Consider the following 23,661-nt stretch of genomic DNA (forward strand, 5'->3'; position numbering starts at 1 on the left):
GGCACGTCGTCACCCCGCGGCGCCGGACGGAGCGTCTCCGCGAGCGACCGGCCGCCCCGGGGCGGTAGACCACTCGCTCCACGAGCCGGGGAACACGAGCGCTTCGATCCCCGCCTCCTCCAACGCGAGAGCGGTGTGCGCGGCAGTGATACCCGAACCGCAGTAGACGGCGACCGGGGTCCCTTCGGTCACGCCCGCCGCAGCGAACGTCGCCCGCAGCTCGTCGGGGCCACGCAGGGTCCCGTCATCGGCGAGGTGCACGGGGGTCGGCAGGTTCACGGCACCCGGAATGTGCCCGCCGATGGGGTCGAGCGGCTCGACGTCGCCGCGGTACCGCTCGGGCGCGCGCACGTCGAGGAGCACCCCCGTCTCGGGGAAGGCCGCCGCCTCGTCGATGTCGATGACCCCGGCGATCGAATCGGTGAGGTGCACGTCGCCCTTCTGAGCGGAAACCTCTCCGGTCTCGAGCGCACCTCGGGCGGCGACCCACGCGGGGAAACCGCCGTCGAGCACGCGGATGTCGACCCCGGCGCGGCGCAGCAGCCACCACGCCCGTGCCGCCGCGAGACCGCGGGCATGGTCGTACGCGACCACGATGTCGCCGTCGTGCAGCCCCCAGCGACGCGCGGATCGCTCCAGGTCGGCGGTCGTCGGCAGGGGATGGCGGCCGCGGCCCGACACCGCGTGGTCGGCCAGTTCGCCACCGAGATCGACGTACACCGCACCGGGCACATGACCGTCGAGGTACTCGGCCCGCCCGTCGGGCTTGTCCAGCCGCCACCGCACGTCGAGCACCCGCACGGGGGCACCCGTGTCGAGAAGCTCGCTCAGTTCCGACACGCTCACCAGATGGCTCATGTGTCGAGGGTGGCACCCCTCGGTCGTGCGCGCACGTCCATTACCCGCGATTGCGCCGCTCCCCCGTCGCGAACGCGTGATGCGCGCCGTTCTTCGTGACGGGGAAGGGTCTTCACGCAATGGGCTCGCCGAGCGGCGGATCGGAATCGCGAGGGGCGGATGCTGCGTCGCCGCGGGTGCTCGCGCGGACGGCGCCGATCGACGCGACGATCACGAGGGCGATGCCGACGATCTCCAACCAGGCGAGGTGCTGCTGGAGCAGGAAGAATCCGGCGAGCGAGGCGGTCACCGGGCCCAGGCTCATGAGGATGGCGAAGGTCGACGCGGGCAGTCGGCGCAGCGCGAGCAGTTCGAGCGCATACGGGATCGTCGACGACAGCACGGCCACGGCGAGCCCGAGCGCCAGGAGCTCGGGCCGCAGGAGCGCCGAGCCGGCGTCGACGACGCCGAACGGTAGCGCGATGAGCGCGCCGACCGCCATCGCCAGAGCGAGTCCGTCGAGCCGCGGGAACTCGGCTCCCACGCGGGCGGAGGCGAGGATGTAGAGCGCCCACGCGGCCGCCGCCCCGAGGGCGAAGAGCACTCCGAGCGGATCGAGCCGGTCCCAGCCCCCGCCCCCGAGCGCGGCGACCCCGAGAAGGGCGAGCCCCGCCCAGACCCACGCCGACGCGCGGCGGCTCGCGATGATCGAGAGGGCGAGCGGCCCCAGCACCTCGATCGTCACCGTCACGCCGAGGGGCAATCGAGACAGCGCGAGGTAGAACAGCCCGTTCATCAGCGCGAGAACCGCGCCGAAGGCGATGACGGAGCGCCACGCGCTCGCGGTGTGCCCGTGCAGGCGGGGTCGCGCGATGAGCAGCAGGATCGCGGCCGAGAACACCAGCCGGAGCATGACCATGCCCAGGGGGCCGACCTGCGGGAACAGGAGCACGGCGACCGACGCTCCGACCTCCTGACAGACGAGCCCGACGAGAACGAAGGTGAGCGCGGTGTTGGTCCGACGCGTCGTCACGACACGTCCGACGCGACCGTCACGCTGCGGGGGGCGCGCAGATCGCGTTGCCCGCGATCTGGTCGTGCCACTGCTGGGCCGTCCACGGCAGGCCGGCCTCGGGTGCGGTCTGCCCGGATGCCGCCGGCGCCTTCGAGGCGATCGCTGCGAGCTCCCACGCCAACCACGCGGCGATCGCCTGGTTCGCGCCCGAGTTGTTGAGCACGACGGCGACGGTCATGCCCGTTGCGGGGTCGGCGAAAGCCGCGGTCATGTAGCCGGGGATCGATCCGTACTGCCCGACGAGCGAGCCCGCCTGATACGCGCCCCCCGTCGTGGTGAGCCACGTGGGCTGGTCGGCGGCCACCGGCACCGGGGTGGCGAAGCGCCCGTCGCCTTCCGACCCGAGCGCATTCGTCGCCAGTGCCTGCGCGTATCGTCCGAGGTCGTCGATCGTGGTGACGGCACCCGAGTCGGCGCCGCCGATGCTCGACGACAGAGTGGTGAAATCAGCCGGTTCGGTGCAGTTCCACACTCCCGCCGCATCGGGGGTCGACCAGTGACCATCGAGGACGGCGCCGTCGCCGGGGGCCTGCGCCGCCGTCGCCGGGAGCCGCGTCGAGGGCAGCTCCAGCGGCTCCGAGATGTACCGATCGATGAGCGACGGAAGGCTTTCGTTCTCCGCGCGCTCGAGGGCGAGACCGAGCAGGAGGTAGCCGGCGTCGGAGTCGCGGAACACGGTGCCGGGCTGGGAGTCGTCGCGCTCCGACAGACCGTAGGCCGCGAGCTCCCGCGCGTTCCAGACCCGGGCGGGGTTGCTCAGGAACAACGACTGAAGCTGAGGCGCGTAGGAGCCGATCCCCGACGTGCTGTCGCAGAGTTGGCGCAGCGTCACATCCGCCAGCTCGGGCACGGCGGAGACGTACTTCGTCACCGAGTCGTCGACCGAGAGGGCGCCCTCCGCGGCCACCGCGTACAGGACGTCGCACGTCATCGCGCGGGTGACGTCGCCGGCGCGGAAGGCCATATCGGTCGTCACCGACTCGGACCCGCCGATCGACGTGGTTCCCAGCCCGCTCACCCAGGTGCCGCTCCACGGCACCCAGACACCGACGATCGCCCCCGACGACCCGGTCGCCGTCATCGCCGCGGTGACGGCCGCCTCGAGCTGGGTCACCGTGTCGGCGGGGAGGGCGGCCTCCGTCTGCGGAGGCACGTCGATATCGACCGTCTGCTGTGCGGAGCAGCCGCTCAGCGCGATCATTGCCAATGCCACAGCCGCGGCGACCGCGGCGCCGCGGCGCTTGGGAAGGATTCGCATCCTCACCCCCCGGGGGATCCTGCACGCGTCGTTTTACGCGTCCAAGAATTGAATCACACCCCTCCGCCCCCACCCCGATCATCGGCCGAGGGCAGGTCACAGGTGGATCACGAGTTTGCCTAGGCTGGGGCGATGCCGCACAGCTTCGACGATGCCACGATCGCGGGCGTCCTCCGTCATATGAACAGCGACCACACGGATGACAACATCCTCATCGCGCGGGCGTTCGGACACGATCCCGCAGCCGTATCGGCCACGATGACCTCGTTCGACGGTGACGGCGGCCAGTGGGAGGTCACGGGGGCGGGCGGGACGGTCGAAACGCTGCGGGTTCCGTGGCCCGGCGGAGCGATCACCGAGCGTCCCGAGGTGCGCCGGGAGATCGTCGCCCTGTACGACGACGCCTGCGAGCGACTGGGCATCGAGCCGCGCCCGCACGGCTGAACCCCGGGGTACCCCGGGAAAATTCGTAGGTTAGGACGCCCTAACTTTCCCCTATGATGACCGTTATGAGCGACGTCATCCTCTTCTCCGCCGCCCTTCGCGAGCGCTCGAGCAGCGCGCACTCGTCGAGCGAGGGCTCCGGCTTCATGACCGATCTCATGAAGGGCGAGGGCACCCGCGACGACTACGTCGCACTCGTCGCCCAGCACTGGTGCATCTACGCCGCCCTCGAGGCGGCGGCGGAGCGGATGCGGCGCGACCCCGTCGCATCCGTGTTCATCAGCGACCGGCTCACCCGCCTCCCCGCGCTCGAAGCCGACCTCGAGTTCCTCATCGGACCCGACTGGCGCGACCGGATCGAGCCTCTCCCCACCACCCGCGCTTATGTCGCCCGCATCGAACAGGTCGGGGCCACCTGGCCCGGCGGATTCGTCGCGCACCACTACACGCGCTACCTCGGCGACCTGTCGGGCGGCCAGTTCATCGGCCGGCTCATGCAGCGCCGCTTCGGCTTCGAGACCAACGGCATCGGGTTCTACGTGTTCGACGACATCGCCGATCCGAAGGCCTTCAAAGACGTCTACCGCGAGCAGCTGGATGCCGCGCCCTGGGACGCCGCCGAGCAGCAGCGCGTGATCGACGAGGTGCTGCTGGCCTACCGCTTCAACACCGAGCTGTTCGAAGACCTCGGCAGGGCCAAGGCCTCTCAGGTCGCCTGAGCCCGCGCCGCGCGGACGCCGGCCATGAACCGTTGCACGTCGGGATCGACGCGGATGTCGCTCGGGCGCAGCGGCCGGGTGAGGTAGAGACCGTCGAGCGACGTCAGCCGGCTGAGCGCCACGTAGGTCTGCCCGGGCGCGAACGCGCCCGACCCCAGGTCGACGATCGCTCGATCGTAGGTCTTGCCCTGCGACTTGTGGATCGTCACGGCCCACGCCAACCGCAGCGGGAACTGCTGGAACTCCGCCACGATCTCGCGGGAGAGCGTCTTCGACCCGGGGTTGTAGGCGTAGCGGAACTTCTCCCACACCGCCGGCTCGACGTCGTAGGTCTTGCCGTCGACCTCGACGCGAACGCTGGAGCCCGTGATCCGCTTCACCGTGCCGATGGTGCCGTTGACCCATCGCGGCGGCTCGCCGAAGTTCGAGATGTCGTTGCGCAGGAACATCACCTGCGCGCCCACCTTCAGCTTCAACTCGGCGTCGGCGGGATAACTCGCATCGCCCCGGCCGAAGTCGCCGTTGATCTCGGCGTTGGCGGTCTGCATGCGTCCGACGAGCGCGTCGAGGTGCCGGCGGTTGATCGTGTTCACGATGTCGTTGCGGGTCGCGAGGGTGATGATCGGATGCTCGCCGTCGGCCGGGTGCGGAGGTGTCCGGGCTCCGGCGCCGTTGAGCACCCCCGCCATGTCGGCGGTGACGTGCCCGTAGCGCACGCCGTTGAGGAGCGCCTTGAAGGCGGGGTCGGACTGGCGATGGATCTCGGTCAGCTCGCGGATGTGGAGATCGGCGCCGTGGCGGCCGAGCTCGATGAGGCCGTCGCCCGCCGACTCGCCCGCCCACACCTTCGCGTCGAAGAACCAGAACGACCGGTAGTGGTCTGCGATGTACCGCGCCTCGTCGCCGCGAGGGGGCACGGGTGCGAGCTGGTACGGATCGCCGAACATCACGATCTGCACCCCGCCGAACGGCTCCGCCCGGCGGTTGCGGGCCTGACGCAGCGACCGGTCGATGCCATCCATGAGGTCGGCGTTCACCATGGAGATCTCATCGATCACGAGGGTGTCGATCGCATTGAGGATCTTGCGCGTCGCGTCGGTCTGGTCGATGTCGCCCGACGCGATGAGACCGATCGGCAGCTTGAACAGCGAGTGGATCGTCTGACCTTCGACGTTCAGCGCGGCGACGCCCGTCGGAGCGCAGACGGCGATCTGCTTCGAGGTGTTCCAGGCGAGGTGCTGCAGGAGCGTGGACTTGCCCGTGCCGGCCCGGCCGGTCACGAAGACGTGCTCGCGCGTGTCTTCGATCAGCCGGAAGAGGGCCTCCTGCTCGGCGGAGAGGGCGGGAGTGCTCACCGGTTCATGTTATTCGTCCCTCGCACCGGGAGCGGCGGATCATCCCCCGCTCGGAACGGGTGGGTAACAAAGGCGGACGCATCGGCGGTCGCTCAGCAGAGATTTCCTAGACTGAGGAGGTGAACCACGAGCTCGGGGGGACTGCGGCGCCGGCGGCCCCCGGCGGCACGCCTTCCGCTTCCTCCGCCCCGCCGATGCCCGAGCGGCGCCCTCGGCGCCTGGGGCTGGAGCTCGGAGTGATCGGCGTCGTGGCGGTTCTCCTGTTCGCCGCTCTGGCAGCCGGCGGCGTGACGCTCTACCGCGAGCTCTACAGCCCGACGGCGTTCGTGCTTCGCTACCTCGACCTCCTCTCGGACGGACGAGCCGCCGACGCGCTCGCCGTGCCCGGGGTCGCCCTCGACGCAGCCGGCCTCGAAGCGGAGGGGCTGTCGGCCACGGCGTCGAACGCGCTCCTGCGAAGCGCCGCCCTGTCGTCGCTGACGGATGTGGTCGGGGTGTCGGAGGAGGCCTCCGGCGACAGCACCCGCGTGACGGTCGAGTACGTCGCGGGCGGGCACCGCGGCACGTCGACGTTCGAGGTCGCGCAGGACGGGTGGATCGGGGTCGTGCCGAGCTGGACCTTCGCGAAGAGTCCGCTCGCCGTCATGGATCTCGTCGTCACGGGGTCGATGCGCTTCGCCGTGAACGGCTTCGAGGTCGACAAGCGTCAGGTCTCGGCGAACGGCGTCGATGCCGACCCGCTGGCCGCCGTGCCCCTGCTGGTGTTCTCGCCCGGCATCTACTCCGTCGACGTCGACACGCAGATCTCGACCACCCCCGGTGTCGCCGTGCTGGCAGACCTCCCCACGGCCGGTATCCCCGTTCGCATCCAGGCCGAGGCGACGACCGAGTTCGTCGACGTCGTGCAGCAGCGGGTCGAAGAGTTCCTCGCTGACTGCGCGACCCAGCAGGTGCTGCAACCGACCGGTTGCCCGTTCGGGCTCACGGTGCAGAATCGCATCATCAGCCTTCCGGCGTGGTCGATCGTGCAGCACCCCGCCATCTCGGTGACCCCCGACGGCGCCGGCTGGAGCATCGCCCAGGCCGATGCCGTGGCCCGCGTGGAGGTGCAGATCCGCTCGCTCTACGACGGATCGGTGCGCACGGTTTCCGAGGACGTCCCGTTCGTCATCAACGGTTCGGTCGAGGTGCTCCCCGACGGCACCGCATCGATCAAGGTCGGCGGCAACCGCACGTCGTAGACCGGTCGAGCGGTCAGCGCGCGGCGCGGGAATCCCGCTCGGCGAGAGCGGCGAGCTGCGCGTTGTACTCGTCGAGCTCGGGGTCGCCGGCGCGGTCGACCTGCCGATCGCGTCGGCGCTGCATCCGCTCGTCCGATCGGCTCCACTGGATCGCGACCGCGATCGCGAGGATCAGCGTGGGGATCTCGCCCACCGACCACGCGACGCCGCCGCCGAGGTACTGGTCCTCGAGAGGCGACACACCCCACGTGCGACCCATGGATCCGAACCACTCGGCGACGAACAGGCCGGTCTGCATCATGATCGCGATGCCGAAGAAGGCGTGCATGGCCATGACCGCAATGAGCACCAGCAGGCGCATCGCGTAGGGCAGTCGGTACGGCACCGGGTCGATCCCGATGAGCGACAGCACGAAGAGGTACCCCGTGATGAGGAAGTGCGCCACCATCCACTCGTGACCGATGTGGTCGTACAGCGACCACCGGAACAGGTCGCTGTAGTAGAAGGCCCAGAGCGATCCGATGAACAGCCCGGCGGCGACGTAGGGATTCGTGAGCACCTTCGACACCGGGCTGTGAACGGCCCAGAGGATCCACTCGCGCCCGCCACGTGTACCGTCGTCACGCTTGCGGATCGCCCGCGCCGCCAAGGTCACGGGAGCCCCGAGCACGAGCAGGAGCGGGATCGCCATGCTCAGCAGCATGTGACCGATCATGTGCATGCTGAACAGGTAGTCCTGGTAGGCGTTGATCGGCCCCGCGGTGACCCAGAGCAGCAGCAGCAGGCCCGCGACCCACGAGACGGTGCGGTGGATCGGCCACGCGTCACCGCGGCGCCGCAGGCGGATGACGCCCGCCAGGTAGAAGAAGAGGCCGAACCCGACGGCGAACGCCCAGAGCAGGTCGACGTCGATCGACGTGAGCCAGGCGTTGAGATCGAGCTCGGGCGGGAGAGGCGCCCCGGTGAGCACCTCTGCGGGTGTCTGGACGACCGGGATGGCATCGCCCGGGGTGGGCGTGCGGGCCAGGGCCGCGGCCACGCCGCTGGCGAGGCCCATGAAACCGAGTTCGAGGGCGATGAGGCCCCAGAACCGGCGGGATGCCCCGCTGTCGGGCATGCGGGAGATCAGGCGCACGCGGTACCACGCACCGAGGGCTCCCATCCCGAGGAGCGCGACCACCTTAACGATGACGAGGATCCCGTAGGGCGAGCCGAGCTGCTCCCATCCCCCGAGGCCGATCGAGGCGCGCACGGTGCCCGAGATCGCCACGACGACGAAGGCGATGAGCGCGAGGCTCGAGTACCGCAGCAGGACGTCTTTCAGCGCGCCCTTGTCGAGCACGGGACGCACGACCACGAGCAGGACGAGGCCGCCCAGCCAGACCGCCGCCGCGAGGATGTGCAGCACGAGCGCCGTCACGGCGAGCGTGTGGTTGGCCTCTTCACCCGCGTGGCCCTGGGTTCCCATCGGTACGAGCGCCACGACCGCGAGGAGGGCGACGAACAGGGTGGGCGTCCACGAGCGGACGGCGAAGGTGAGCACGGTCAGCACCGCGCCGGCGATCGTGGTGATGAGCCACGCGCGGCCCAGTTCGACCTCGACGAGGAACCGGCCCAGCTGCTGGCCGAACACGGCGTCGGCGCTGGGCACGGCGTTCATCGTGTTGACGAACGTGAGGAACCCGGTCGCCGCGGAGGCGAGGGTGAAGATCGCCGCGCTGATGGAGGCGGTGTCGAGGGCGGTGTCGAAACCGCGCTGGCCCGCCGGCAGTGCCCAGAGGGCGAGGACGAGCGAGCCGAGCATTCCCGCCGCGGCGAGGTTGACGACCAGCTTCGCGGCGGGAAGCCCCCAGCGCACGACCGGGCCGGCATCTCCGATGAGCAGCGGCGCGGCGCCACCGCCGTAGGCGAGCCCCGCGACGAGAGCGACGGCCGAGACGACGACGAGGATCGCCAGACCCGCCACGCGGAGCGTGCGGGCCGACGACGTCGGCGGTGCCGACGTTCCGCGCGGCGCGGTGGTGCCGCGAGGAGTGGTCATGGTCATCATGCAAGCTTATTCGCGCCGGAACCCGACCGAGCCGGAAGTAGCGGACACAGCAGAGGGGGGATGCCGAAGCATCCCCCCTCTGGAGCGCTGAGGCCGCGCTATCGCGCGGCGAGCGTCACGTCGTCTTACTTGACGGCAGCCTTCAGCTTCGAGCCGGCGGTGACCTTGACGCGCTTGCCCGCGGGGATCTTGATCTCTTCGCCGGTCTGGGGGTTGCGGCCCGTACGCGCCGACGTCTCGACCTGCTCGAAGGCGATCCAGCCGGGGATCGAGACCTTGCTGCCCTTGGCGACCGCCTCGGAGACGGTGGAGAAGAGGGAGTCGAGCACGCCCGACACGGCGGACTGGCTCTGGCCGGTGGCGCTCGCGATGCTCGCGACGAGTTCGGTCTTGGTGATGGACTTGTCAGCCATGGGGGTTGTCCTCCAAGGCGGCAGACGCCGCCCCTTATTTCTTCGGACGGAGGCGGAATGCCTCCGGGTGGTCGGATCGACCGCCTCGAATGTATCAACGATCGCGGTGAGAACCGCGTATTTCCGGGGCTCGTGACGCATTCGGACGCCGTGTCGCGGGGCTGGTGTGACGGATGGGGCTGTTGGGGCTCGGTTCGGACCCACCCGAGCATCGCCGACAGCAACGCGGAAGGGCGGGACCCCCGTGAGGAGATCCCGCCCTTTCAGAGGTTCAGTCGTTCACTGAGCCCCTCGAAGTGTTACCAGCTCGACTTGGTCACGCCGGGCAGTTCGCCCCGGTGAGCCATGTCGCGGAAGCGCACACGCGAGATGCCGAACTTCGTCAGCACACCGCGGGGGCGGCCGTCGATGACGTCGCGGCTGCGCACGCGGGCCGGCGACGCGTTGCGGGGCAGCTTCTGGAGGCCCACGCGAGCGGCTTCACGCTGCTCGTCGGTGGAGGTCGGGTCGACCAGAGCCTTCTTCAGCTCGGCACGCTTCGTGGCCCAGCGGGCGACGATGACCTTGCGCTGCTCATTGCGCGCGATCTTGCTCTTCTTTGCCATGTTTAGCGCTCCTCTCGGAAGTCGACGTGCTTGCGGACCACGGGGTCGTACTTCTTCAGCACGATGCGGTCGGGGTTGTTGCGGCGGTTCTTGCGCGTCACGTAGGTGTACCCCGTGCCGGCGGTCGAACGCAGCTTGATGATCGGACGAACGTCCTGTGCTTTCTTAGCCATCAGAGCTTCACACCCCTTGCGAGCATGTCTTTGACGACTGCCTCGATGCCACGAGCATCAATGACCTTGATGCCCTTCGCGGACACGTTGATCGTGATCTTGCGACCGAGCGACGGAACGAGATAGGTCTTGCGCTGCACGTTCGGGTCGAAGCGGCGCTTCGTCCGGCGGTGCGAGTGCGAGATGTTGTGACCGAAGCCGGGAACAGCGCCGGTCACCTGGCACACTGCTGCCATAGTGATTCTCCTTAGTACCGTGACACCGGACGGTGCCACCCAAGATCCCTTGTCTGCACCCCGCTCGCGCGCAGCCGCGACGGCCGTTCGATGAGGGAGGGGTGCGTACTGCGTGCTGGAGTGCGCGCAGACGAGGAGTCAGTCTAGCACGGTCGGCGCGTCGGCCCTGCGGGGGCCGGATGCTGCGATATGGGCGACGCGCGTTCGTTCGGTCGGAACCCGTAACAGCTGCCGCACGACCCACACCAGCAGCACGACGAGCATGACGTTGCGCGCGGTGAGCACGAGCACGCCGATCGGGTTGGCGACACGCACGAGGTCGAAGACGAGCGGATACACGCCCTGCGTGAGGAAGGCCGTGATGGCGGCGTACTGGAGCCCGCGCCGGATGCCGTGGCGGTCGACGATGGCCCAGAGGACGAAGGGCGCGATGATCCACGCCACGAACTGGGGCGAGCCGACCTTGTTGAAGACGATGAGAACGAGCACGAGCGTGAGGGTCAGCGGGGGGAGGAGGCGCAGCATCCGTGCCCCGGCGCGCGCCTTGAGCACTCCCACGACGCAGACGGCGGCGACCGCGACCGCCATGAGGGGTGTCAGAAGCGCGGCCATGGTGTCGACGCCCGGACCGTAGACGGCGAACGTGATGATCTCGTCGTCGAAGGCCACCTTCGCCCCGTTGACGCCGAAGACGGCGAGCCACACGAAGGGGGTCGCCGCCGTGCTCTCCATCTGCAGGCCGCGGCCGACCTGGGCCGTGATGAATCCGGTGAGGTTCCCTGCGCCGCCGAGCGCGACGACCACGAGCACCACGGCCGCGGCGGTGGCCCCGGCCGAGGCCACGACCACCCACCAGCGCTTGCGCGCGGCGATCGTCAGGGCGAGCACCACGGCGGCCGGCCAGATCTTGATCCAGGCGCCGATGGTGAGGATGGCGGAGGAGACGGCGGGGTGGCGGATGGCGAGGAGCAGGGCGACGATCGCGAGGGGCACCGTGATCGCATCGATGCGGTACATGCCGATCGGACCGAGGAGGACGAAGAGCACGAGCCAGACGCGGGCTCCCGTCATGCGGGCCCGGGAGCGCCCTCGGCCCACGAGGAAGGCGAATGCCGCCGCATCGAGCACGCAGACGAGCACGGCCCAGCCGAACGTGTACCCGGCCATCCACGAGAACAGGTGCGCGGCCAGCATCGGCACGAGCGCCACCTGCGGGTAGACCCACTGCTCGGTGATGCCGACGATGCCGCCGCCGCCCAGGGCCTGGTTCGACCACGGCTCGTAGACGTTGTAGACGTCGCCCATGGGCTGGCTCCACAGCAGGAACCCCAGCGCCACGACGAGCGCATGAGCGCCCAGGAACCACAACCAGATATTCCGAAGTTCTCGCGACACGAGAAGCCAACCTATCCGAGCGACCTGAACGCCCACCTCCGCCGCCATGACCGCGAGACCCGTCCCGCGCGGCGAGACCCCGACATTCCGCCCAGGTCTCGTCGCGCAGAAGCGGTCTCGCGGTCAGGGTCAGGGGTCAGGGTCGGGGCGGGGTCAGGCGTCGCGCGCGCCACGGCCCCAGCGGAACGCGGAGACGGTGGGGTCGCCGGCGATCCAGAACCGCCACGGGAACGCCTCGGTGCCCGCGATGCCGGCCACGCCCACCCTCGGGCCGGTGACGACGGTCGCGAGCGGCTGCTCCCGCACCGACAGCGATGCGACGGCGCCCGCCCTCTCGGCCGGCACGATCGCGTCGATGCCGTCGTGGATCGGATGCTTCAGCCCGACCGCGTCGCCCAGACGTCCCGGTCCGCTGGCGAGCTCCCTCGGCGAGCGCACGACGCCGCGGCGTTCGAGCCGGCGGCGGGTCGCCGCATCCGCCCCCGCGACGATCTCTCCGGCGCGCAGCAGGATTCCTCCGGCCACGCCCTCCGGTCCGCAGACGACGTTCACGCACGAGTGGATGCCGTGGCTGAGGTAGACGTACAGATGCCCGGGCTCGCCCCACATGGTCGCGTTGCGGGGGGTCTGACCCATGCGGGCGTGCGAGCCGGGATCGGCGACGGGGCCCGTGCCGAGGCCGTGGTACGCCTCGACCTCCGTGAGCCGCACCGCGACCCGCTCGCCCGCGATCACGGTCTCGAGCACCCCGCCGAGCAGGCGCGGGGCGACCTCGGCGGGGAGGCCGTCGAGGTCGGAGCGGCGCGCCGGGCGAAGCGCGCTCACGCCGGCGGCACCTGGCACCACGACAGGCCGAAGCCGTCGAGCACCGAGACCTCGGTGCCGGTGTCGATCTCGACGACGTGCGTCTGCAGGCGCGTGGGCAGCGGCAGCAGGTAGCGGTCGTAGGGGTTGCTCGCGGCGCTCGGCGCGACGAGCACGGCGGCGTACCGTCCGCTCGCCGACACGCAGGTCTGCAGCACCGAGTCGGAGGCCGATGCGTCGAGCAGCACGGTGGCTGTGCCGTCGTCGGTCACGCGCGCCACGACGGTCGAGACGAACGCACCGTCGTCCGACAGCTCGGCGTAGGTGCGGATCGTGCCCGCGCCCTCACCCGGCATCGGGGTGACCGCGCCCAGCGACCCGATCGCCGTCGTCGGCTCCACCAGGGGCTGCTCGCTGCCGTCGGTGAGGTCGACCACGCGCATGCCCTCCAACCCCTCGACGACGGCCTGCGACGAGCCGCGCGCGATGCCGTCGATCGACAGAGCGTTGCCGAGCGGAGCGGCGTTCGCCCCGTCGGCGCCCGAGAGCAGCAGCCGACTGTCGAACGTGAGCACGAGGATGCTGTCGGTATCGGGCACGAAGCGCCACTCCGCCACGCGGACGTCGCCGCCGAGGTCGACCTCCTGCGGAGGGGCGTCGGCCGCACCGGTCGCGACCGAGGTCGTGAACAGGACCGCCTCACGACCTCCGCCGGCACCGAGGTCGGCGTCGGAGAAGGTGAAGCCGATGGTCTCGCCGCGGTCTGCGCTCTGCAGATTCGACACGAAGCCGTCGCCGGGCAGCTCGAGCTCCCGCGGATCTTGGCCGTCCGAACCGGTGACGAGGATCGCGGGCCGGTCGTCGTCGGTGCGCACCGACACCACGAGGTGGGTGGCGGTGGCGCGGTAGTCCTCGATGTGCGGATGGGTGAACACGGGCACCGCGTCGCCGCCCAACCCCGTGCGATAGATGGTGTCGCCGTCGTCGCCGCGCTGCAGGAGGTAGGGCTGCAGCGCGGGTGTGCGGAAGGTCGTCGTCAGGGTGGACGCCGGTCCGACTCCGCGACCTGAGGCATCGGAGATCGTGACCGTGTAGTCGGTGTCGTCGCGCAGGGGCAGCGTGAAGCGCACCCCGACGCTGCGGCCGGAGGTGTCGACCGTGAACGGCGTCGCCGGATCCACGGTGACCTGCGCCGCATCCACGTCTTCCAGGGCCTGCGTCGTCTCGAGGATGACCCGCGAGCCGGAGGCGGCGACGGCGCCCGCGGGATCGACCTGCACCTTCGTCACCCGCGGGCCCTGCACGATGCCGATCGCCGCGCCCGCGGCGCCGACCAGCACGAGCACGCCCAGCACCGCGGCGAAGCCCGAGAGGAAGGCGCGGCTGCGACGTCGATGCCCCCGCGCGCGGCGAGACGGGGCCTCAGTACTCATAGGGGTCCTGCGGCTCGTCGATCGCCACGACCTCGTCGGGGGTGATCTCGAGCGCACCGCTGCTGGTGGAGCGCACCGTGCCGGTGACCGTCACCCACTGGCCGGTATCGGGAACCGCGGCGGTCGAGGCGATCGGCAGCGTCGCCGGCTGCGCGTCGATGACGCAGTGCGTGATGACGAGCCGCGTGAGGTCGAACCCCGAGCCGTTGTCGCTGGGGGTGACGAACCCGGTGAGCGAGATCGCGTCGCCGTCGAACGTGTCGGGGTTCGTGGCGGTCGCGAACACGCTGGCCCACTCCCCGACCCCGAATTCGGCGGTGTCGCCCGACGACGCCAGCGTGATGACGTCGGCCCCGGCGAACAGCGGGGGCGCCCCGACGTCCCGTGACATCGCCAGCTCGGCCGACAGCGAGGCGGGCGGCGAGACGAGCATCGTCACGACGACACCCGAGGCGACGAGGCCACCGGCGAGGGCCACGGCGCCGACCGGGCGCGCGGTGGGGTGCGGATGCGGGGCGTCGCCCTCTTCCGCGTGCTCGTGCCCGTCGCCGTGGTCGTGACCGTGGTCTTCCTCGGCGCCGAGCGGGAGCGCGAAGCTCGCGACGGCTCCGACGAGGAGGAGCACCGCCATGCCCACGGCGAACCACGCCGAGTCGGGGTTGATGTACAGCGCCAGACGCCCGGTGGCCCAGAGGGCGATGGTCACCACGGCCAGGCAGGAGGCGAGGCCCACTCCGAGCCAGCGCGTGCCGACGAATCCCGCGTTACGCACCGAGGTTCACCACCGTTCCGAGGGCGAAGGCGAACAGCACCACGGTGACCGTCATCCCCACGAGCACGCGGGTCGAGAAGGTGGTGCGAAGCAACGCCAGCATCTTGAGGTCGACGATCGGGCCGACCACCAGGAACGCCACGAGCGAGCCGGGGGTGAACGACGCGGCGAACGACAGGGCGAAGAAGGCGTCGACGTTCGAGCAGATCGAGACCACCAGCGCCAGCACGATCATCGCGACGATCGACAACGCCGGGTCCGACCCGATCGCGACGAGCGTGTCGCGCGGCACGAGGATCTGCACGGCTCCGGCGAGCGCCGACCCGATGACGAGGGCCGGCATCACCGAGCGCAGCTCGACGACGAACTGGGCGAGCGAGCGGCGGCCCTTCCCGCCCGACTCGGTCATGACGAGTTCGCAGGTCTCGCGGAACCGGTCGGTCAGCAGCGCGTCGGGCGACGGGTGACGGCTGTACAGCCAGCCGATGAGGTTCGCGACGAGGTAGCCGCCGATCAGGCGGGCGATGAGGATGTTGTCGTCGAAGCCGAACGCGGCGTGCGTGGTGATGATGACGATCGGGTTCACGATCGGCGCCGCGACCAGGAACGTCAGCGTCTCCGACACCGTGAAGCCGCGCATCAGCAGGCCCCGCGCGAATGGCACGTTGCCGCACTCGCAGACCGGGATGAACATGCCCAGGAGCGAGAGCACCGCGCGACGCGCCCACGCTCGCCGCGGCATCCACCTCTCGATCGCACCCGGCGGAACCCAGACCTGCACGACGATCGACAGCACCACGCCGAGCACGACGAACGGCAACGACTCGATCAGCACGCTGAGCGAGAGCGTGACGGCGTCCTGCGCCCTCGTCGGCAACGAGGCGCTGAACAGCTGAGGGGCGAAGGCGTCGATCGCGAAGAGAGCGGCGATCGCGGCTACGCCGAGCGCGAGAGGCACCGCCACGCGGGATCGCGAGGCGGGTCGTGTCGCGGTCGCGCTACTGCCCCGCACGCTCGCTCGCGCGGGCCTCGGTGCACGATGCGCAGAGGCCGAAGATGTCGACGATGTGCTCCGCCTGGGTGAAGCCGTGCGTCGCCGCGGTGCGCTGAGCCCACTCCTCGACGTCGTCGGCCTCGATCTCGACGGCCAGTCCGCACGAACGGCAGATCAGGTGATGGTGGTGACCGGGGGTCGCGCAGGCCCGGAAGAGGTTCTCGCCCTCGGGGCTCTGCAGCGAATCGGCGTTCCCCTGGGCGGCGAGCCCGGCGAGGGCGCGGTAGACGGTCGCGAGGCCGATGCCGGTGTTGTCGTCGCGGAGGGTGGCGTGCAGCGACTGAGCGCTGACGAACCCGCGGGCGTCGGCGAGCGCTTCGCGCACGCGTTCTCGCTGCCAGGTGTTGCGCTGGGTCATGGCCGGGATTCTACCGGCGCTCGCTGGACGTCGACCCGGACGCCGCGTCGCGCGGCCGAGACACCCCTTCCGGGGCGACACCCACCGCCTGGCGAGGTGTCTCGGCCGCAGGGGGTGTCTCACGGATGCTGGGAGCCAGGGCGTACTCCGACCCCGAGGGGGTGCGCTCGACCACGCCATGGTCGACGAGATGGCGACGAAGGAGGGCGACGTCATCGGCGAAGCGCTCGAGTCGCCCGGTGAGCTCCCGCTCGGTCACGATCTCGCCGGGGCGCAGAACCCTCTCCGCCACGTGCGCGAGCAGCTCCACCCGCTCGCCGGCCTTCGACGGGTAGCGGTCGATGCGCCCGTCGGGCCGCAGGAATCGATCGACGCCGGTCGGTCGCGCGGGGGCGGTCGCCAGCATCCGCTTCGGTCCGGTCGCGTCGGCGACCAGCGCGCCCTCGCGCTCGGTCACGAGGCCCGCCCCGACCAGCGCGGCGATGGCGGCGTCTGCCCGCGGGGCGGCGACGCCAGCGACGGCGTCGACGCGCGACGCACCGAGCACGATGCGCGCGTAGACCTCGCGGGTCGTGTCGTTCGCCAGGGCGGCGATCGCCGGGCGCCAGGCGTTCGACGTCATGCGGTGCGGGTCACGCGGCCGCGGCGCGCGCCGATGATCCGGCACACGAGGTAGATGACGAACGAGATCGTCGTGATGTACGGGCTCACCGGCAACGTGCCGGCCACGGCGAGCAGGATGCCGCCGACCGCCGAGACGAATCCGAAGGCGGCGGCGAGCACCGGCACCGCCACCGGGCCGGAGGCGACGCGCATCGCCGCGGCGGCCGGGGTGACCAGCAGCGCCATCACGAGCAGGGCGCCGATGATGTGCACCGCGACGGCGACCACGAGGCCGAGCAGCAGCATGAAAACGAGCGAGACGGCCGTGGTCGGTACGCCGCGGGCCGCCGCCGACTGCGGGTCGAGGGAGTCGAAGCGCAGGGGCCGCCAGATGAGCAGCAGCGCGAGCAGCGCGACGGCGCTCAGGGCGATGAGCCACCCGAGCTGCCCCGTCTGCACCGACACGATCTGGCCGGTGAGCAGGCTGAAACGGTTGGCGCTGCGCCCGTTGTAGAGCGAGAGGAAGAGGATGCCGAGACCGAGCCCGAACGGCATGAGCACGCCGATGATCGAGTTGCGGTCCCTGGCGCGCGCGCCGAGCACCCCGATGAGGCCGGCGGCGATCAGCGATCCCACGATCGAGCCGGTGACGACGTCGACGCCGATGAGGAGCGCCGCCGCGGCGCCCGCGAACGACAGTTCGCTGATGCCGTGCACGGCGAAGGCCATGTCGCGCTGCATGACGAAGACGCCGATGAGGCCGCCCACGAGTCCGAGCACCGCACCGGCGATGACGGAGTTCCACACGAGGGCGAGGATCTCGCCGTAATCGGCGACCCCGCCGAAGAGCGCGGTGCCCACGTCGGCCCAGTTCATTCGGGCTCCTCGTCGTGGTGGTGGTGGGCGTCGTCGGCGTCGGGGGCACCGACCACGACGAGTCGTCCGCCCGCCCGCAGCACGTAGACCGGGGCGTCGTACAGATCGCTGAGCACGGCCGAGTTCAACACCTCGTCGGGCGCGCCGAGCATGAACCGGCCGTGGGCGATGTAGAGGATGCGGTCGACATGCTCGAGAACCGGGTTGATGTCGTGCGTGACGAAGACCACGGCCGCGCCCGAGCGCACGCGGTGCTGGTCGATGAGGCGTACGACCGCTCGCTGATTCGCGAGGTCGAGGCTGGTGAGCGGCTCGTCGCAGAGCAGCAGCCCCGGGTCGTCGGCGAGCGCCTGCCCGACACGCAGACGCTGCTGCTCACCGCCCGACAGCTCGCCCACCGGGCGGTCGGCGAAGCCCTCGGCTCCGACCGCGCGCACGAGCTCGCGCACGCGTTCCCGATCGCCGCGGCGCGGAAACGGCAGACCGAACCGATGCCCGTCGACGCCGAGTCCGACGAGGTCGCGCCCGCGCAGCGAGGTCTCGGGCGGAAGCGGACGCTGCTGGGGTACGTAGCCGATGCGGCGGTTGCCGGCCCGGTGCACCTCGCTGCCGAGAGCCCGGATGCTGCCCGAACTGAGGCGCTCCAGCCCGAGGATGGCGCGAAGCAGGGTGGTCTTGCCCGACCCGCTCGGGCCGAGGACGGCGATGAACTCGCCGGGGGCGACGTCGAGATCGAGGCCGCTCCACAGTTCGCGATCACCGCGGCGCAGGGCTGCGCCGCTGATCTGCAGCGGTGAGTCGGACGTCACCTCGCCAGGGCGTCGGCCAGTGCCGCGACGTTCTCGTCCATCCACGAGATGTAAGTCTGTCCCTCGGGGAGCGTCTCCGCGAACTGGATCACCGGGATGCCGCGTCCGTCCGCGTCGTCGACGACCTGCGTCGTCTCGGCCCCGCCGGTCTGCGTGTTCGTGATGACGACACGCACGTCGCCGGATGCGACGAGGTCGAGCGCCTCGAGGAGCGTGGCCGGGGGAACGTCCTGCCCCTCCTCGACGGCCTCGCTGAAGGCCTCCGGGGTGACGACCGTGAGGCCCGCGGCGGCGACGAGGTAGCCGGGGACCGGCTCGGTCACGAATACGCCGGCGCCCGCGTCGGACGCCTCGACCTGTGCCAGCGCGTCTTCGACGCCGGCGACGCCGTCGGTGAAGGCGGTGAGGTTGGTGGAGATCGCGTCGGCGTCGTCGGGGAGCAGGGTCTTCAACTCGTCGGCGATGGCCTCGGCCACGTGCTCGACGGTGTGCGGGTCGTACCAGACGTGCTCGTTGAACCCCTCGACGTGGTCATGACCGGCGTGGTCGTGGCCTTCCTCGTCGGCGTGATCGTCGGTGTCGGCGGCGGGGGTCTCGCTACCCGCGGTCTCACCGTTCTCCGCGTCGTCGTGGCCGGCGTCGTCGTGACCGGCGTTCTCGGGCCAGTCGTGGGAGTACTCCACGGCGGTGATGACCGGGGCGTCGACGTCCGACGATTCGATCAGCGCGTCGACGAAGGCGTCGTAGCCGCCGCCGTTCTCGATCAGGAGGTCGGCGCGGCTGACGGTGAGCTGATCCTGCGCGCTGGGCTCGTAGGAATGCGGGTCCTGCGAGGCCGACGCGATGATCGAGGTGACGTCGACGAGGTCGCCGCCGATCGCCTCGGCGATCTGCCCGTACACGTTGGTCGACGCGACGATCTGCACGCGCCCGTCGTCGCCTGAGGGGGCGGAGCCGGCAGCATCCGTCGTTCCGGCGCATCCGGCCAGAGCGAGCGCGGATGCGGCGACGAGGGCTGCGGGGAGGAGGAGTCGGTTCCGGGTCACCCGCCCACTATAGGGCTACTGATAATCGTTCTCAAACTCACCGGAAGGGCCGCGGCCTCGACCGTGCCCGTTCCCGCCGAAGGTGCGCGTTCTTTCGGCCACGGTCGGCGGAATGGGGCACCCTCGAGAATGCGACGCCCGCGGCTCACGCCGTCGCCGCGTCGAACGCCTCCACCGATCCGTCCTGGTGGACGACGAGCAGATCCGCGGTCCTCGCTCCGATGTCGACCCGAGGCTCCGGCTCGCCGAGCAGCGCCGCGGGCACGGACGCCGCGGCGGCCACGGCCTCGGTGACGGGGATCCCGGCCCGCACGCACCGGCGCACCGCTTCGTCGAGCGTGAGGGTCGAACCGGCCAGAGTCGTCGTCCCCGAGAGATAGGGGACGCCGCCGCGCACGGTCACGTCGAGCTCCCCGATGGCGAACTCGCCGTCGGCGCAGCCCGTTGCCGACATGGCGTCGGTGACGAGGGCGATCCGGCCGGGTGCGGCCGCGAACAGCAGCCGGAGCGCCGCGTCGTGGAGATGGTGACCATCCGCGATCGCCTCGAGGACCACGTGATCGCGGTCGATCGCTGCGCCGATCGGCCCCGGCTCACGGTGCAGGAACGGTCGCATCGCGTTGAAGGTGTGGGTCAGCAGCGAGGCCCCGTGGTCGAACGCCTCCGCCGCCCGGTCGTAGTCCGCATCCGTGTGGCCCACGGCGACGACCACTCCGGCGGCCGTCAGCCGATCGATGGCGTCGATCGCACCCGGCAGCTCCGGAGCGATCGTGATCGAGCGGAGCCGACCGTTCGCCGCCTCGAGAAGCGCCTCCACCGCCTGAGGGCTCGGGTCGGTCAGCGCGGCCGCGGCGTGCGCCCCACGTCGTCCCGGGGCCAGGAAGGGTCCTTCCGCGTGGATGCCTGCGGCCGCGGGCAGCGACGGGAGCGCGGCCGAGATCTCGGCGAGCCGCGCCGCCAACCGCGGCACCGGCGCGCTGACGAGGCTCAGCAGCATCCGCCCCGTTCCATGCGCGCCGTGGAAGTCGATCGCTTCGCGGATCGCGCCCTCGGGGCCGGCGTCGAAGGCGACGCCGCTCGCGCCGTGGCAGTGCAGATCGGTGAACCCCGTCGTGACGACCGCCGTGCTCAGCGGCACGCAGCGCTGCCCGGGCTCGGGCGCCCGCGAGCCCGTCCCGCGCGCCGTGACGACGCCGTCCCGCGTCTCGAACCAGCCGCGTTCTCCGGTGGGCGCGGTCGCCTCGAGGTACACGGTGAGCGGATGCGGATGTTCGTCTTCGGTCACGGTCGCGACGCCTTCTCGAGCAGCTCCAGGATGTGCTGGTAATCCTCGCCCGTTGCGCGGGTCATCCCCAACTCGCACGTCCTGTTGCACGACGCGTGCGCGTCGGCACGCATCGCCCTGACCTCGTCGGCCTCACCGCGGGTCGCCGACGCGGTCAGTTCGGGGTGGAGCATGCCGCGGTCGCCGGCGAAGGCGCAGCATCCCCACGCGTCGGGCACCGTCACCTCCCCCGCCGCCGCCTCCGCCAGGGTGCGGACGTCGCCGTCCAACCCCAGTTGCACGGACGAGCAGGTCGGGTGAAGCACGAGCGAGTCGACGACGGGCGTCGTCTCCAGGCGCGGCAGGATCTCGCGCGCGGCGAACGTCACCGCATCCACCACCGCGATGTTCTCGCCGCGCAGCGTGTGGATGAAGCCCTCCGTGCAGCTGGAGGCGTCGACGACGACCGGCAGCCTCCCGTTCTCGGATGCCTTCCTGATCGCCGCGGTGGTGCGACCGGCGTTGAGGTCGCCGCCGGCCGCATACCCCTTGGACGACCAGGGCGTCCCGCAGCACAACGACTCGATCTCATCGGGCACGACGAGCCTGACTCCGGCCCTCTCGAGAAGCCGGGTGAACGCCGTGGTGACTCCCAGACCGTCGCCCGCCGGGCCGAACATGCTGTTCACGCACGCCGGGACGTACACGCCGACGGGCTCACCGCCACCCGCACCGACACTCCCTCGAAGTCGCCCGCGGGAGGGGCCGCCGCCCGGCAGATCGCCGGTATAGGCCGGCACGGCGTCTTCGCCCAGGAGGGCGCGGCCCACGGTGGTCGCCGCCGCGACGACGGGGGTCGGGATCCTCTTGGCCGCGGAGAGCGCGAGCGATCCGACCCGGGTCGTGGCACCCCAGCCGGCGGATGCCGCCTGCCAAGCGCCCGCGGTGACCGGGTGGGCGTTCTCACGCCGCAGCCGCTTGACCAGGGCGCCGGTGTTGATCAGCACGGGGCAGGCCGTCTGGCACATCCCGTCGACCGCGCAGGTCTGTACCCCGTCGTAGTCGTAGTCGTCGTCGAGCTCGTCGGCGAGATCCGCATCCCCCCGCTGCCGGGCCGCCGTCGCCGCGCGGCGCACCACGATGCGCTGGCGCGGAGTGAGCGTCAGGTCGCGACTCGGGCAGACGGGTTCGCAGTAGCCGCACTCCACGCACCGATCGGCCTCCGGCTCGATGGTCGGAGCGAGCTTGATGTTGCGGATGTGAGCATTCGGGTCGTCGTCGATGATCACGCCGGGGTTCATGATGCCCGCCGGATCGCAGGCGTCTTTGAGTCGGCGCATCACGTCGTACAGCTCGTCGCCGTACTGGCGCCGCACATACGGCGCCATCGCGCGACCGGTGCCGTGCTCTGCTTTGAGATTGCCGCCGGCGGCGAGCACCAGATCGACCATGTCTTCGGTGAAGCCCAGGTACCGACCGATGGCGGCGTCGCCCTCGAACCTGTCGGTGAGCATGAAGTGGATGTTGCCGTCCTTCGCGTGGCCGAAGATGACGCTCTCGGCGTACCCGTACTCATCGAACAACGACTGCAGCGACTCGCAGGTGTCGGCGAGCGCAGCGACGGGGACGACGACGTCTTCCAGGAGCGCCGTCGTACCGGTCGGCCGCGCGCCGGCGACCGACGCATACAGTCCCTTGCGGAACGCCCACGCCTTCGCCCGCGTCGCCGGGTCTGAGGTGAACCTCGCGGCGGAGTGCAGGTCGGCCCCGGCCAGCACGCTCTCGCCTCCCGCCGCCTGAGTCGCGAGAGCGTCGGGATCGGAGCCGCGATACTCGACGAGCAGGGCAGCATGGTCGGCCACCGCGAAGCCGAGGATCTCATCGGGAACCCCGGGAAGGGTCCGCCCGACACGCAAGGATGCGGCGTCCAGCAGCTCCAGAGTGGCCGCTCCCGACGCGACCAGCTCGGGAAGCGCCGAGGTGGCGTGCGTCAGTGTCGGGAAGACCGCCAGGGCCGTGGAGATCAGCGGCGACACGGGCACGGTGCGAAACGTCGCCTCCGCGACGAACGCCAGGGTTCCTTCCGATCCGATGATCAGGTGGGAGAGCAGCTGCGCGGGGGTGTCGTGGTCGAGGAAGGAGTTGAGCCCGTAGCCCATGGTGTTCTTCAGCGAGAACTGCCGTCGGATGAGCTCGACGGAGGCGGGGTTGTCGAGCACTCGACGGCGCAACTGCTCGAGCACATCGACGAGCCGGGGTTCCGCCGCGACGAGGGCGGCGTCGGCATCGGCGCGCGACGTGTCGATGATGGTGCCGGAGGGCAGCACGAACACCATCGACTCGAGCGTCGCGTAGGTGTTCTCCACCGTGCCGCACGCCATGCCGCTGGAGTTGTTCGCGACGACACCGCCGATGGTGCACGCGATCTCGCTCGCGGGGTCGGGGCCCAGCCGGTAGCCGTAGGGGGCCAGGCGGGTATTGACCTGGCGGACGGTCGCGCCGGGCTGAACCTTCACCCGACGGCCGCCGTCGACGACGTCGATCGCCCGGAACCGCTGGCGCACGTCGACGAGCAGGCCGTCTCCGGCCGCCTGGCCCGACAGGCTCGTGCCTCCCGATCGGAGGGTCACCCGTGAGCGCGTCGCGGTGGCGCCGGCCAGGAGACGGGCGACCTCATCGGCATCCGCCGCGACGACGACCGCCTCCGGCGTCATCAGGTAGTGCGAGGCATCGCTCGCGTACGCGGCGAGGTCGATCGCCCTGGTCTTGATGCGCGACGCTTCGGCGACCGCGTCGCTGATCTCCCGTGGAACGGGCGCGTCGAGGAGTCGGCCGGCCATC

General features: G+C 70.8%; 24 protein-coding genes. 3 read left to right on the plus strand and 21 right to left on the minus strand.

Annotated features, from left to right (window positions below; translation table 11 throughout):
* Window positions 1-9: 9 nt before the first annotated feature.
* The 3 genes from DEU34_RS12555 to DEU34_RS12565 all read right to left on the minus strand — a co-directional run bounded on the left by DEU34_RS12555 (window position 10) and on the right by DEU34_RS12565 (window position 3,170).
* Window positions 10-858: a sulfurtransferase gene (locus DEU34_RS12555; RefSeq protein WP_121150794.1), complete on the minus strand. Its 849-nt coding sequence runs from the start codon at window positions 856-858 to the stop codon at window positions 10-12.
* A gap of 112 nt (window positions 859-970) precedes the next feature.
* Window positions 971-1,870: a DMT family transporter gene (locus DEU34_RS12560; protein ID WP_121150796.1), complete on the minus strand. Its 900-nt coding sequence runs from the start codon at window positions 1,868-1,870 to the stop codon at window positions 971-973.
* Between the two features lie 19 nt (window positions 1,871-1,889).
* Entirely contained in the window at window positions 1,890-3,170 is a 1,281-nt protein-coding gene (locus DEU34_RS12565) for a serine hydrolase (RefSeq protein ID WP_121150798.1), read from the minus strand.
* A gap of 132 nt (window positions 3,171-3,302) precedes the next feature.
* On the opposite strand from DEU34_RS12565, the gene DEU34_RS12570 reads away from it, so the two are divergent.
* A complete protein-coding gene (locus DEU34_RS12570) occupies window positions 3,303-3,614 on the plus strand; it encodes a DUF2470 domain-containing protein (protein ID WP_121150800.1) in 312 nt (103 codons plus the stop codon).
* A gap of 65 nt (window positions 3,615-3,679) precedes the next feature.
* Window positions 3,680-4,333, plus strand: coding sequence for a heme oxygenase (biliverdin-producing) (locus tag DEU34_RS12575; RefSeq protein ID WP_121150802.1), 654 nt, complete (start codon window positions 3,680-3,682; stop codon window positions 4,331-4,333).
* On the opposite strand, the gene DEU34_RS12580 is transcribed toward DEU34_RS12575, so the two are convergent.
* Window positions 4,321-5,688, minus strand: a complete 1,368-nt coding sequence (locus tag DEU34_RS12580; RefSeq protein WP_121150804.1) for an ATP-dependent RecD-like DNA helicase — start codon at window positions 5,686-5,688, stop codon at window positions 4,321-4,323. The genes DEU34_RS12575 and DEU34_RS12580 overlap by 13 nt on opposite strands.
* A 119-nt stretch (window positions 5,689-5,807) precedes the next feature.
* On the opposite strand from DEU34_RS12580, the gene DEU34_RS12585 reads away from it, so the two are divergent.
* On the plus strand, window positions 5,808-6,929 hold the full coding sequence (locus DEU34_RS12585) for a hypothetical protein (protein WP_121150806.1): 1,122 nt from the start codon (window positions 5,808-5,810) through the stop codon (window positions 6,927-6,929).
* Window positions 6,930-6,942: 13 nt separating this feature from the next.
* Here DEU34_RS12585 and DEU34_RS12590 read toward each other — a convergent pair whose 3' ends face one another.
* The 17 genes from DEU34_RS12590 to DEU34_RS12670 all read right to left on the minus strand — a co-directional run bounded on the left by DEU34_RS12590 (window position 6,943) and on the right by DEU34_RS12670 (window position 23,660).
* Entirely contained in the window at window positions 6,943-8,970 is a 2,028-nt protein-coding gene (locus DEU34_RS12590) for a cytochrome c oxidase assembly protein (RefSeq protein ID WP_121151546.1), read from the minus strand.
* A gap of 134 nt (window positions 8,971-9,104) precedes the next feature.
* Entirely contained in the window at window positions 9,105-9,392 is a 288-nt protein-coding gene (locus DEU34_RS12595) for an HU family DNA-binding protein (protein WP_116646894.1), read from the minus strand.
* A 299-nt stretch (window positions 9,393-9,691) separates the two neighbouring features.
* Window positions 9,692-9,997 (minus strand): 30S ribosomal protein S14, encoded by a 306-nt coding sequence (gene rpsN, locus DEU34_RS12600; protein ID WP_116646895.1) that lies wholly within the window; start codon window positions 9,995-9,997, stop codon window positions 9,692-9,694.
* 2 nt (window positions 9,998-9,999) lie between these two features.
* Complete coding sequence (rpmG, locus tag DEU34_RS12605) at window positions 10,000-10,170, minus strand: 50S ribosomal protein L33 (protein WP_013584775.1); 171 nt, start codon at window positions 10,168-10,170, stop codon at window positions 10,000-10,002.
* Complete coding sequence (gene rpmB, locus DEU34_RS12610) at window positions 10,170-10,406, minus strand: 50S ribosomal protein L28 (protein WP_116646896.1); 237 nt, start codon at window positions 10,404-10,406, stop codon at window positions 10,170-10,172. Before rpmB ends, rpmG begins: the two co-directional genes overlap by 1 nt.
* 138 nt (window positions 10,407-10,544) lie before the next feature.
* Window positions 10,545-11,801, minus strand: coding sequence for a DUF2029 domain-containing protein (locus DEU34_RS12615; protein WP_220659953.1), 1,257 nt, complete (start codon window positions 11,799-11,801; stop codon window positions 10,545-10,547).
* 153 nt (window positions 11,802-11,954) lie between these two features.
* Window positions 11,955-12,626 carry a DNA-3-methyladenine glycosylase gene (locus DEU34_RS12620; RefSeq protein ID WP_121151548.1) on the minus strand — a complete coding sequence of 224 codons (672 nt, stop codon included), beginning with the start codon at window positions 12,624-12,626 and terminating at the stop codon, window positions 11,955-11,957.
* A complete protein-coding gene (locus DEU34_RS12625; protein WP_121150810.1) occupies window positions 12,623-14,038 on the minus strand; it encodes a hypothetical protein in 1,416 nt (471 codons plus the stop codon). Before DEU34_RS12625 ends, DEU34_RS12620 begins: the two co-directional genes overlap by 4 nt.
* Window positions 14,028-14,810: a TIGR03943 family putative permease subunit gene (locus tag DEU34_RS12630; protein WP_121150812.1), complete on the minus strand. Its 783-nt coding sequence runs from the start codon at window positions 14,808-14,810 to the stop codon at window positions 14,028-14,030. The genes DEU34_RS12625 and DEU34_RS12630 overlap by 11 nt, the downstream gene beginning before the upstream one ends.
* Complete coding sequence (locus tag DEU34_RS12635) at window positions 14,803-15,774, minus strand: permease (protein WP_259460154.1); 972 nt, start codon at window positions 15,772-15,774, stop codon at window positions 14,803-14,805. Before DEU34_RS12635 ends, DEU34_RS12630 begins: the two co-directional genes overlap by 8 nt.
* Before the next feature lie 34 nt (window positions 15,775-15,808).
* Window positions 15,809-16,222 carry a Fur family transcriptional regulator gene (locus DEU34_RS12640; protein WP_116646901.1) on the minus strand — a complete coding sequence of 138 codons (414 nt, stop codon included), beginning with the start codon at window positions 16,220-16,222 and terminating at the stop codon, window positions 15,809-15,811.
* Between the two features lie 10 nt (window positions 16,223-16,232).
* Window positions 16,233-16,844 (minus strand): DUF2087 domain-containing protein, encoded by a 612-nt coding sequence (locus DEU34_RS12645; RefSeq protein ID WP_121151550.1) that lies wholly within the window; start codon window positions 16,842-16,844, stop codon window positions 16,233-16,235.
* The gene (locus DEU34_RS12650; RefSeq protein ID WP_121150816.1) at window positions 16,841-17,701 is read right to left on the minus strand and encodes a metal ABC transporter permease; all 861 of its coding nucleotides are present in this window, start codon (window positions 17,699-17,701) and stop codon (window positions 16,841-16,843) included. The genes DEU34_RS12645 and DEU34_RS12650 overlap by 4 nt, the downstream gene beginning before the upstream one ends.
* Window positions 17,698-18,510: a metal ABC transporter ATP-binding protein gene (locus DEU34_RS12655; RefSeq protein ID WP_121150818.1), complete on the minus strand. Its 813-nt coding sequence runs from the start codon at window positions 18,508-18,510 to the stop codon at window positions 17,698-17,700. The genes DEU34_RS12650 and DEU34_RS12655 overlap by 4 nt, the downstream gene beginning before the upstream one ends.
* Entirely contained in the window at window positions 18,507-19,556 is a 1,050-nt protein-coding gene (locus DEU34_RS12660) for a metal ABC transporter solute-binding protein, Zn/Mn family (RefSeq protein ID WP_121150820.1), read from the minus strand. Before DEU34_RS12660 ends, DEU34_RS12655 begins: the two co-directional genes overlap by 4 nt.
* A 145-nt stretch (window positions 19,557-19,701) precedes the next feature.
* Window positions 19,702-20,841: an N-acetylglucosamine-6-phosphate deacetylase gene (locus DEU34_RS12665; RefSeq protein WP_259460155.1), complete on the minus strand. Its 1,140-nt coding sequence runs from the start codon at window positions 20,839-20,841 to the stop codon at window positions 19,702-19,704.
* A complete protein-coding gene (locus DEU34_RS12670) occupies window positions 20,838-23,660 on the minus strand; it encodes an FAD-binding and (Fe-S)-binding domain-containing protein (protein WP_121150822.1) in 2,823 nt (940 codons plus the stop codon). Before DEU34_RS12670 ends, DEU34_RS12665 begins: the two co-directional genes overlap by 4 nt.
* Window position 23,661: the final 1 nt, after the last annotated feature.

The organism is Microbacterium sp. AG1240 (assembly GCF_003635115.1).
GTDB lineage: Bacteria > Actinomycetota > Actinomycetes > Actinomycetales > Microbacteriaceae > Microbacterium.